General features: G+C 32.0%; 9 protein-coding genes and 3 pseudogenes. All 12 read right to left on the bottom strand.

Translation table 11 applies throughout. The features are described from left to right. Positions 1–348: 348 nt before the first annotated feature. Entirely contained in the window at positions 349–1704 is a 1356-nt protein-coding gene (locus tag ACFTQ7_RS24595) for a TniQ family protein (protein ID WP_386831913.1), read from the bottom strand. A 9-nt stretch (positions 1705–1713) separates the two neighbouring features. Continuing rightward, a complete protein-coding gene (locus tag ACFTQ7_RS24590; protein ID WP_386831911.1) occupies positions 1714–2871 on the bottom strand; it encodes an ATP-binding protein in 1158 nt (385 codons plus the stop codon). 2 nt (positions 2872–2873) lie between these two features. Next, a complete protein-coding gene (locus tag ACFTQ7_RS24585; RefSeq protein WP_386831909.1) occupies positions 2874–3830 on the bottom strand; it encodes a Mu transposase C-terminal domain-containing protein in 957 nt (318 codons plus the stop codon). A 197-nt stretch (positions 3831–4027) separates the two neighbouring features. Beyond that, positions 4028–5584, bottom strand: a pseudogene (locus ACFTQ7_RS24580) (heteromeric transposase endonuclease subunit TnsA); the annotation flags it as partial. Positions 5585–5617: 33 nt separating this feature from the next. Continuing rightward, positions 5618–5800 carry a hypothetical protein gene (locus ACFTQ7_RS24575; protein WP_386831905.1) on the bottom strand — a complete coding sequence of 61 codons (183 nt, stop codon included), beginning with the start codon at positions 5798–5800 and terminating at the stop codon, positions 5618–5620. A gap of 30 nt (positions 5801–5830) precedes the next feature. Further along, complete coding sequence (locus ACFTQ7_RS24570; protein ID WP_386831903.1) at positions 5831–6310, bottom strand: hypothetical protein; 480 nt, start codon at positions 6308–6310, stop codon at positions 5831–5833. A 164-nt stretch (positions 6311–6474) separates the two neighbouring features. Continuing rightward, positions 6475–6888 carry a TniQ family protein gene (locus tag ACFTQ7_RS24565; protein ID WP_386831901.1) on the bottom strand — a complete coding sequence of 138 codons (414 nt, stop codon included), beginning with the start codon at positions 6886–6888 and terminating at the stop codon, positions 6475–6477. Between the two features lie 862 nt (positions 6889–7750). Continuing rightward, a complete protein-coding gene (locus tag ACFTQ7_RS24560) occupies positions 7751–8557 on the bottom strand; it encodes a hypothetical protein (RefSeq protein ID WP_386831915.1) in 807 nt (268 codons plus the stop codon). Positions 8558–8647: 90 nt separating this feature from the next. Further along, a pseudogene (locus ACFTQ7_RS24555) lies at positions 8648–8776 on the bottom strand (hypothetical protein); the annotation flags it as partial. Then, the gene (locus tag ACFTQ7_RS24550; RefSeq protein ID WP_386831899.1) at positions 8724–9062 is read right to left on the bottom strand and encodes a TniQ family protein; all 339 of its coding nucleotides are present in this window, start codon (positions 9060–9062) and stop codon (positions 8724–8726) included. The pseudogene ACFTQ7_RS24555 and the gene ACFTQ7_RS24550, both read right to left, overlap by 53 nt. Before the next feature lie 850 nt (positions 9063–9912). Further along, positions 9913–10743, bottom strand: coding sequence for a methyl-accepting chemotaxis protein (locus ACFTQ7_RS24545; protein ID WP_483869444.1), 831 nt, complete (start codon positions 10741–10743; stop codon positions 9913–9915). A gap of 77 nt (positions 10744–10820) precedes the next feature. Then, positions 10821–11126: pseudogene (locus ACFTQ7_RS24540) on the bottom strand (heteromeric transposase endonuclease subunit TnsA); the annotation flags it as partial. Positions 11127–11370 lie beyond the last annotated feature (244 nt).

Raw genomic sequence — 11370 nt, 5'->3', positions numbered from 1 at the left:
TTATTTGTCATGCACTTTTTAGTATAGCACGTGCCTATTAAACTTTTAACAGAAAATTATTGACAAACTATTAGCTGGTTTAGTTCAATAAAAAAAGCTGCCTTCAATTGAACTGCCCCCCGTCAAGTAGACAGCGGAAATAATATAAATGTGTTAAACGGCTTGAACTCTGAATTATGTAGACAATCAAATAAATGCCTACAATTATAATCAATTGTAGGCATCGAACAAAATAAAATCCCCATTATGTCAATAAACAGACAAGAACTCTAGAAACATATTGTATCTGTTCTCGAAGCTAATTGTAGGATTCACTTCACTGGAATAATTAGCGATTTTGCAACACTTTTAATAAAAGTCTTTACGACGAAGTTCTAGAACTTCCTTTATGTAATCTCGAATTTCAGGCTCTGCAAATTTCTTCCCTATTTTAACTTTGCTATAAATGTAATTCTTATTAAGCACTTTCCCTTCTTCAAAAGCAGTAGAAACGCATTCATTAATTTGCTGTTTTATTTTTTTTACTTGTTCAATTTTTTCTTTCGATTTATATGCTTTATATCTAGCGCTTATAAATCGACATTCATCTGGAAAAAACGCCCTTAATGATTCATTACTTTTATATCCAATTTGTTTAGTTACATCACTTAATTTAAGCGGTGGATACTCTTCGCTATCAATATACTGATTCAGTGCAATTCTTTTTTCTTCAATGCTAAGTCTAATGAAGCTCTTTTTGTTAAAAATGTCCTTTTTAACTGGTCTGATTTGATTGATATCTATACTAAACTCATTTTCTTTAAATAGAATTTTTTCTATAGAAACATTTACGCAAAAACTTAATATTAATAATGATTCAAAAGAAATCTTCTTAGATTTGTTTTTCCATGGGGCTAAAACTGCTCTATTAAAACCCATATTTTTCGCCAAATTAAATATCGAATTATTAGTCCGATTGAAATTTTTAGTTAATAAATTACTTATTGCATTTAAAATATTATCGCGATTGAGAAACTCTTGCATTTCACTTTTCATAAGTTCTTCTACATTTTTGTATACCCACTTCTGCCATTCTTTAGTTTCTTCACATGTATTATTATTTATTACAAGATTAGAACCTAACCAATTCTTACATTTCGAACAATAACCAATTACAGAATTCAAATCTAACTGTTTATTTTCCTTTTTACAGAACGGACAAATTGATTCCAAATAACAATTATGAATTAAACATAGTGTAACTGAATTTAGGGACCATATAAGCTTTTCATAGGCCATATTTTCATTTTTTTGTTCATATATACAAGCGGGACACCAATGCCTTGAAACTTTAATATCACCTTGAGATAATAATGGCGCAATCTTCAACCATGTTAAATCATCTAAGTCTTTTCCACCCGTTAATTTCCTCAATGCATACAAAATAAATGAAGCCTGTTGATTATATCCATTTATAGCATATGATTTATAATACGATTCATAAAGTTTATTAACTGTAAATTCCTGAGTATCATCTGCATATTTAGTTGGAAATATTAAATGCTTAACTAGACTTGAAACAGCTATGGTATGAGCATCAGAAATCCGTTGGATATAACTAGTCAAACTCTCAACATCTATACTATCTTTACACATTGGTTCTAATGGATAGCAAATACTCCTCTCAGGCCTTTTAATGTTTTCATCATTCCATAAGGTAAGCATTTAATCACCTCAATTTGATGTATTTTTATCTTTGTATCCGTCGACTCCAATTCGATCTCGATTTGGTTTTCTTTCACCTACCCTTCCTCTTTGCTTCGAAGACTTATGAGAGGTGCTTATTTCTTCACTTTGATTGGCACCCATTCCAAGCTTTAGACTAATTCTCTCCCTAAGCTTATACTCATTATCGCTATCTTCTACGTACTTCTCCATTTCGGTAGCCTCATCCGCCATTTTCTCTACCTTTTCTAAACTAAGTTCAAATTTTTCGAAGTCATTTATTGTCAAAGTCTTTTTGTTCATATCTTTAGATAAAGAATAATCAAGTGTTCGATTAAACCACAACTTCATATTGCCAACGCAGCCTACCGAATGCAAATAAAAGTACTCCCAGTGACCTATCAAATTCGGGTCTTTATTAAATGGAAGATGCTTCTGAAATGTCCACAAAACATTTTGAAAAGCCTCCCTGTCATCTGCTATATCGGCTTTGTACCTTGGTAAATGTATATCAATTCCTCGACGAATTAGTTGATCGCTTAGATTTCTAAATTTAAGAATTTCATAGGTCCCAAATAAAACAAACGGAACCATACTAATGGAGGCAAGAGACTTTATTGTATCCATCTGGTTTCTAAGGCTTTTTCCTCGTGCTATCCTAGAAATATGTTGAGCTTCATCAATTAAAAATGCATGTGGCTTTCTATATATTAAAGCGTTTTCCATTGCCCTTCTATATGCATTTTTACTTTTATCGGTTGGCACGATTCCTTTAGAATGAATTTCAATATTAACTTTATAATTTATTAATGGCTCATTAAGAGCAGTCAAAGATCTAATATAGAAATCTTTCCAATCAAAACGCCCATCATCAGGTGCAACTGCTTCTGTACCAACAATAGATATTAATCCTTTATCTTGAAGCATTTCTGTCAAATATGCTTTAGTATAATCTTCAAATATCCTATTAAATAATGTTGATTTCCCAACGCCGCTGGGTCCAAAAATAAGTAAAATCTCATTTTTATCGGCAACACTAATCTTATTTTTAAATTCTTCATAAGCCTTCATCAAATTCGGATGAGCCACAGTGAGATTTTTAAAGTAATCTATTTTTTCATTAGCTGATTTAAGCATTAGGTCCTTAGGAAATAGCTGTTTATCCATTTCTAAAACTCCTCATAGATGATGAATTTTTTTGTATCAATTTCCTCCTGTTTTTTAGAAGGATTTTTACTTTCTTCACTCACAATAGAAAGATGCCTTCCTTTAAATTTAGGAGCATTATTATTACTTTGATTATCTTCCCCATCAGTCACTTTTGTCGATAATTTCGCTGCCTTATCTTTTAAATGTTGTATTTGTAGAACTTCTTTTGACTCTGCTGAATCAAGGAAATTTGCAATTATCTTTCCTGTAATTTCAACAGCCTTTCCAACATTCTTCATACGTTTCCTAAGTTCGACAGTAGCCATTTGTATCTCTTTTTCGGTACGATTTTCAAAGAGCATAACATTTTCAGACCTAAGTTTAATCCAATATTTATTTACATAGGCATAAGCAGTAGACATATCAAATGGATCATACCTTACAAAAACACTCTGTCCTTCCAGTTCCGGGTGATCAAGCATATCTCCCCAATAATAAATGTTATTTATACGAACCCCACGTCCAGGTTGAATTTTAGCTTTTTGTTTTGGAGTAGAGGGCAACGTCATTATTTCAAATAATTCATCATATCTAATAAAAGTATGCTCTCGCTTACCAGTTTTATATAATCGATTTTCATAAAAATTCCTTGGAGTAGTACCTAATGTTGAATGAATTTGCTGATCATATATTTGATAAGACCATTCATCCATCATTTCGTGTAATGATTCAAATGTCCAAATGGCATTATGTTTAGGGTTGAATTTTTTAGTCACTTCTCTAACTTTCTTCATTATTTGTGTATTCCCTAATAGATTATGAATAAATTCAGTGTTAGTAGTACCAAACATTCTTTCACAGACAGAACCGAATTTAGGCTTTGCTCCCGGCCGCTGTGCTTTAGTGACATTATATTTGGCTAACAATGTATCAAAATAAACACTATGAAATTCCTTACCACCATCTACTACTAACATTTTTGGTAATCTTGAATTTCTCTTTACGCATTCTCTCAAAACCATCATACAAGATCGGTAGCTAGGTGGATCGAATGTTAAATAGAAAGCTAATACTCTTCTGGAATAGGCATCGATTAATAGGCTGAGCCAAGGTCTACCTAAGTTTTCATGTGTATCTGAACAAATTAATTCAATATCTAGTTCAGTATGATCTAAATGACAAATCTGATATGGGAAATCTGATATGGGAAATCTCCGTGCCTTGGAGTAGTTGTTTGTATCTCAAAATAGAACTTTTCTGTGTCATATGCAGCTTTCGGCCCTTTTCTTTTTTCTGTTTGAACATGGATGGATCTCTTTTTTGATGCTTGCCAAAATGTAACGTTACTAGGGGGCGTCCATCCTCTATCTATACATTCTTGATAAAATCGTTTATAGATTGAATTAAGATTAGAACTGCGTGGATTTTCATATTTCTCTTTGATATATTCATCCATTAATTCTATAATTTCAGGAGATAGCTTTCGTTCTCTATTTCCTTGATTATTTCTTTTATTTAATAGCCCTACAAAACCATTTCCAAATTGACTTTGGGCATCTTTGTATTTCTTCACCCAATCCCTAAATGTTCTTGGACTAACCTTTAACTCTTCTAATGAGATGCCATTCCAGTGGTTTTGCAAAACACAATATTTACGATTAGCCTCCTCCAAGCTTTTGGGTGAAGCACTAAGTATAATGTCTATAACTTCTTCTGAAGTGGTTGATTCATTATTAGTATCATTGAGGGGTTTTATTGTACCTTCCTGATATAGTTTTTCAAAAAGAACATGTGGGATTTTAACTTCCTGTTCTCCATTCATAATAGAAATACTGGATTCGCTTATGCTTAAAATTGTACAGGGTTCTGCTGACCATAAGAGAGGTTGTAACGGATAAATGTTGAGAGCTGATATATTTAATGTATCTTTTACATTTGCATTAGCCATATTGTAAAATGCGTTCGCTGATTCTTTATTTAGATATATTGAGAACTTATCAAAATCAGTGATTAAAGTTTCTTTGATATCAGCATAGATCTCATTTTGTGCAAGAAGATGGTAAATATCATCAGCACTAAAATCAAGTTTCATATTTAGTAATCTTTCAAGACTTATACCTGGTTTCTCAGCTATCAAATTAATAATAAGATCTTTTCTGGTTGAAGAAACAGCAGTTTTATCACCATTTAGATAATCTTCTAAAAATCTAATATTCCTTTGGAGTGTCCAATCTATTTCGCTAGAAGTACGAATTCGAAAAGATAATCCACACGCTTTTGCATACTCTTCAGCTGGTGGGCATCGGAAAGCACCTGTTTCATCTATACAATATCTACCAGGAGACTTTAGAATCAAGTTGGCTAATTCTTTTTCAGTCTTCCATTCTTCATAACCTATCCATTCTTTTTCAATAACGAAAAAGTCCGGAGTATAATAGTGTCCAGTGTTACGCCCTTTATTTTGGTATCGAATTGGAAAAGTTTCCGGTTGGTCATAATACTCAACGACATTTGAATCGAATTCTTTTTCATAGATAGCTGCTAATTCAAGGGTCCTACTTTCAAATTGAATAGTTACTCCCATTTTTTCACTTGGATAAAAGCCAGAAACATTTTTTCCACTTGATCTTACTTTTCGTGAAGGTTGAGATGTTCTTATGCACTCTATTTTCTTTACTACATTTTCCTCGATATTCAGTTCAAGAAACAGCTTCATTAAATCTTTTTTCAAAATTATTCCTCCCTTCTTCTTTCAAGTTAATTATTATTTTGTCAGTGATGATTTCTTCTCTTTCCAATAATCTTGGTACTTTTTTTCATGTGATTTTCCCTTACCTATTATTTCCTCTACTTTCCCACTACTTGGATAAATACCCCGTTTCATTAAAGTATAAACTGCATTATCAATACTTTTTTTCATAGCATTATTTTTAAATTGTTTTTCCACTTCTAAGCTATTCAAATAATTCATTTTTATTTATTGGCATTCGTTTGGGTACATCTGGGTTAATAGCTTTCTGTCACACTCCATCAGATTCGCTATCTTACTTAATGAATAGGGCCTCTTTTCCGCGATTATCAATTTGAGAAAATTCAGAATCTTTTTATGATCTTTTTTAACTCTTCCAGAGGAGACTATTCTATCAGAACAATCATTTTTAAAAGTTATATTAGATTTCTCCATATTAAAGAAATCAGTTAGACTAAGCTGTAATTTCATAGTAATTTTTATCAATGCATTTAATGGAGGTAAATTAGTACCTTCCTTCCAACCCCATAAAGTCGACTTGGGGTATCCAAAAAAACCAGCAGCCTTTGTTAAAGAACCTTCAAAATTTCTATTTAAATAATAGGATATTGAGCGCGAAACACAATTTTTTTCAAACGGCAAATTGATAAATTCAGAGAAAAAAATTCTCAATGAATCTTCATTGGTCTCATCACCTTTAAAAGTCATCTTTTTACATTCCTTATAGTTTCCTAACCAACAAAAACATTTCGAACAATATCCGGCTACACTCTTTCTTTCTAATGTATACATACTAGACTTACAGAATGGACAAACACTCTCTAGTGTCCTGCCATGAATCATACATTTAAGAAACGGTTGAAGAGTCCAACTTAGTCTTTCATAAACGATATCTGTTTATTTTCTAAATCTGCTTGAAAACAGGATGGACACCAATGTCTACTACCTTTTAGTAAACCTCTAACTGGAACTATTCCCCTACAATTAACAAGCGTAGTTTTCCTAATATCCCTTCTCTTTGTTAAGAATGTGCTTACTTCAATCAAATTATCTGCAATGTTCCCATGACCGCTAATGGCAGATGATGATTTATAAAAACCAATTCCAACATTAAACACCATATTTTTTGTGTATTTTTTGTTTACTTTGGGTGCAATCAAATGAGTCATAATACCAACTGTTACGCAGTGGACGTCTGCTAATCTAGAGATATAACTGCAAAGAGATTCTACATTAATTGTTCCAATTCCGATTGGTTCAATTGAATATAAACAACTTCTTTCCAATTACCATGCCCCCTCATTTCATATTGTTTATTATTACAATGAATAAACTATAAACATAGAATTGACTAGAATCCTTTCTTTTATGCCATGTTGTCCATAAATTATATATATCAGTTCAGTTCACACTTAAATCTTGAACTACTATTCTATTTATAAAAAAACAGCTCAACCTGTCGGAGTAATTCAGACTTAAAATCATCTAGCCAAATCTTTACTATTTGTTAATTTATTTATGGTCGAATAATCTATTAATTATTCATTTTCATCCTAATTAATGAGAATTAGATTTTTCCCATTTATAAAATGTCATTTTTAGATTTCACTAAAATCCTCAGTCTATACAGATTGATCTTATCTATACCCAAATATAGGAAAAGTTGAGAATGCCGTCTTAAAGGAGATCCGCGTTTTTTATATTTGGATATCCAGGAAGCTGACTTGCGAGTAAAGCGGCAAAGCCTTTAATGTCATTTCCAATCTCGTTGCAATTCACAAACACCGTTGCATTCCGAATACGCTTGAAAGTAGAAATCATAAATAAATATAATTTCCAGTACGCCGCTTTTTTACCATTTTGTTCATAGTATATTTTAATTTTTGACGGTTAATCATAGTACTCGATAACTTCATCATTATATTCCATTATATATATAATCGGTGTAATTCTACGGCTTTCAAATCGCCCATTTTTCTACTACTATATTTACCACTAACATTTTGTTTCCTCCCTCCAACTCTCCTTGCTGATGCTGATACTCTCTCACTCTCTATATTTTTTTACAGTTTCTATGTTTAAATTTAATTATTTGTCCACTTTTTAAACTCGTTTGAATCTATCATTGTTAATCGTTTCCTTTGACTATTAAATAAGCTTATGTTCTACTAATAAGTTCTTCCAATATTCCTTTAGTACTCTTTCTCTAAATACACTTCTTTTACCTAATCTCTTTTCAATTTCCCTTCTACTCGGAAATATTCCATCATCAATTAACAACTGAAAAATAACTTGTACTTCTTTTTTTAATAAATTTATTCGTTCAGTCGCCTTTTCTTTGGTGAAAATCCTATATCTTTGAGAGATCATTTTACAGTACACTGGAAATTTTCTGTACAAAACACGTCTATCTCTTCCAATTTGATTAGCAGCTACAGTCATTGAAATTGGGATATCTAATTTCAGAATACCTTCAAGTTTTTTTTCTATTAAACAGAAATCTATAGGGATAGATACTCTTTGTAACTTTTCATTATTGGAGAATAATAAGTTTATTGAATCAGTATTTATATCCACCTTTTCTCCCTTTAATAAAAAATCTATGATCTCAATGTTCAATTTGAAACAAATTAGTAATATTCCCTCTAGTGTAGATTTATTTATCCCTTTAATCCAATACCACAAAGTAGAATTTGGAATACAGCAAAATTTAGACATTTCAGACACACTACCTCCGAAAAACTTTTCATTTATAAAATTTAATTGATCTATTATTACAAACTCCGTATAAATTAAATTAAAGTCTAACTCTAAAAGATTGCGAATATTCAGACTCAAAAATCTATGCCAGTCTGTTATTTCTTCTTTTTTTTCAGTCTCCAGATTACTATCTCCTAAAAAAATAAAACAGTTCGAACAATATCCCGGTATATTTTTTCTTCTAAGAAATTTCATTTTCTTATGACAGTTCAAACAAAAATCTAAGAGGAAGCAGTTGTGCTTGTCACAAATTTCTACACTTTTCAAGTGCCATACTAGAGGATAATATATTTCCAAATTTTCAACAGACCATTCATTTATACATTTTGGACACCACGATAAGTAATCATTGAATAAGTTCCTAAGCGAAAAAAAAACTTTTAAAGCGATATAAAGTAAGATTAGATAAATCATTTCTTGTTGTAAATAATTCCAACACTCTTACTGTATCTATCGAATTATCCATACATCCATTTATTGTTTTAGCTCCTTCAAAAAAACTGTCACCACCATAAATAGCACTTTTTATCAAATAATCTTTATTAAGTTCAGGAATGATAAGTTTATTTACTAGATCCCCGACATTAAGATTATGTATATAAGCAAGACGAATTATATAACTACTAAGGCTTTCTACCATTCCTGTTTCTAGCCCCAGTGGTTCTATATTATATAATTCACTTCTTTGATTCCATATCATACTTATTCTATATTCTCCTCTACATAAATTTTATATTTATTTCAAAAAGCCATCTTATACTTTAAACATTCACAAAATTATCCTTATCATTAATTTCAATTCATTTTATTACTAACAGTTAACATAAATCATTCAAAATAAACTCTTGAGCTATTTTTTTATACTTTATTGGTATGTAATGTTTGTTTTACCTCACCTAATTTAATGGTCAATTTAATAAATTATGATAAATCGAAGGTTACTTATTTCCTTACGCGTAAATAAAATACAAACATACTTAAACTGCAAGACCCTTCAACCGTTATTAATTGCTTATTGACTAAATTAGATTCACATAAAACCAAGTGTTTATAACGGATATTTCTATTCACTATATCCATTGCACTTTTGAATAGTACGAGTAATGTTGTTTGATTATATGAATAGCTTACCAATAGCAGATAACCTAAAAGATGAATTATTTAAATGTGTATGAGATTCACAAGTAAACTCTGTTGAGGGCTGCATCACTACTTTAATCATAAGAATTTAGATTAAACCAAAAGGCAACAAAGTCTGTTTATCCTTGTTGCCTTTTTGGAATCTGTTGTCCCTAATTTTTCAAGTATGTTTTCCCTTAGCGCTGGGTTTCATTTCACTTCGAAACATCCCCTTAAAGCCATTGGTTACTCCGAAACTATTCCAAGTGTTGTTGTTTGGTAACCATTTTATAAATATAAATAAAATCTTCTGCTGTGGGACTTTAAACTGTACCCTATAAGATAGACACTAAAAAGTTTATCTTATAGGGTACTTTTATTTATATGCAAAACAGTAGAAAATGTAAAAAAGAATGTTATATCTGATTCTGTTAATATTTAAATTGGCTAATGATCTGTTTTAATACGTCTGCCATATGCGCAAGAGCTTGTGCAGAAGCATTAATCTCTTCCATCGAAGCTAATTGTTCCTCTGTAGACGCTGCAACGTCTTCTGAAGCAGATGCATTACCTTTAGCTGAAAATGCCAAATCCTCCGTAATAGCTGTCACCTCTTGTACACTTGCTGACATTTGTTCAGAGGCTGAAGATACCTCTCCCATTTTAGGAGTTATTTTATCCATGCTTGTTTTAATCACTTGGAATTTCGCGATGGCTTCATCCGATACATGTAGTCCATTTTGAACATCCTCTGTAACTTTTGCCATGATGTTTACAGATTGTTCTGTTTCTAATTGAATACCATTGATTAGTTCAAAAATTTGCTTCGCAGATCCCTGTGATTGCTCCGCTAACTTTCTTACTTCATCAGCAACAACTGCAAAGCCTTTTCCGTGCTCCCCTGCTTTTGCTGTCTCAATCGCTGCATTGAGGGCAAGTAAGTTCGTTTGATCTGCAATGCTTGTAATTACATCTAAAATGGATGTAATTTGCTTAGAGCATTCATGTAGTGTTTGAATTTTCGTATTTGAATCGGTCACAGATACATGAATAGACTGCATTTGATCTTTTGTATCCTGAACTGCCTGTCCACCTTCATCTGCTTGTAACGTTGCATGCTGTGAAAGATCCGTCACAGTAGATGAGATCTCCGCAATATGAAGGATGGCCTTAGAAAGCTCCTGTAACGATTCTGCATTCTTATTCGCACTCGTTGTTTGCGTGTCTGCGCTCGACGCAACATCTTGAATTGAAATGGCCACTTTTTCTGTAGCAATGCTCGTTTGGTTAGCATTGGCTGTTAGCTCTTCTGCCGACGAAGCTACCTCTTCGGCATTTTGTCTGTAGGATATTTAAGACCTAATTCATCTGCAATGACAATTGTTTCTTCCAACGGCAATAAAGGAAATTGTTCTCGAATATCAACAACAGAATCCGAATATTCAGTTAAATAAAAGTAATTCCGTTCCAAATCTGATAGAAATTCATGCTGTCTATTTGTTTTAATACCTTTTAAACGTGTAGACCGACCTTTCGAAGACACATCTTGAATGTTTAACCATGGTTTATAATCCTCTCCAACTCCAGAGCCACGACCTTCTTTAATCCACTTTTCGACTTTAGATGTTCTAGTTCGTTTAGACATAAAAACACCCCTTTAGATTAAAATTATCCAAAGGGGTAAAACGGTATAACTTTATTTTAAACGGTACATCTTTTTTATAAACAGTACGACTTTATTTCAAACCTACATTTGGCATGGAAATTCAAGGTGCTACAACGATATTCGCTGTTAATTTGAAACGGATATTAAAGCTACTAAACGAAAATGAATAAGGAATAGAGACAGAAATAAGGCACTTCCTGTTCAAAATTGAACAAGAAGTGCC

The organism is Lysinibacillus sp. NPDC056959 (assembly GCF_042674095.1).
Classification (GTDB): domain Bacteria; phylum Bacillota; class Bacilli; order Bacillales_A; family Planococcaceae; genus Lysinibacillus; species Lysinibacillus zambalensis.
Note: the sequence above shows the minus strand (reverse complement) of the source record. Positions and strands in the feature narration are given on the sequence as shown.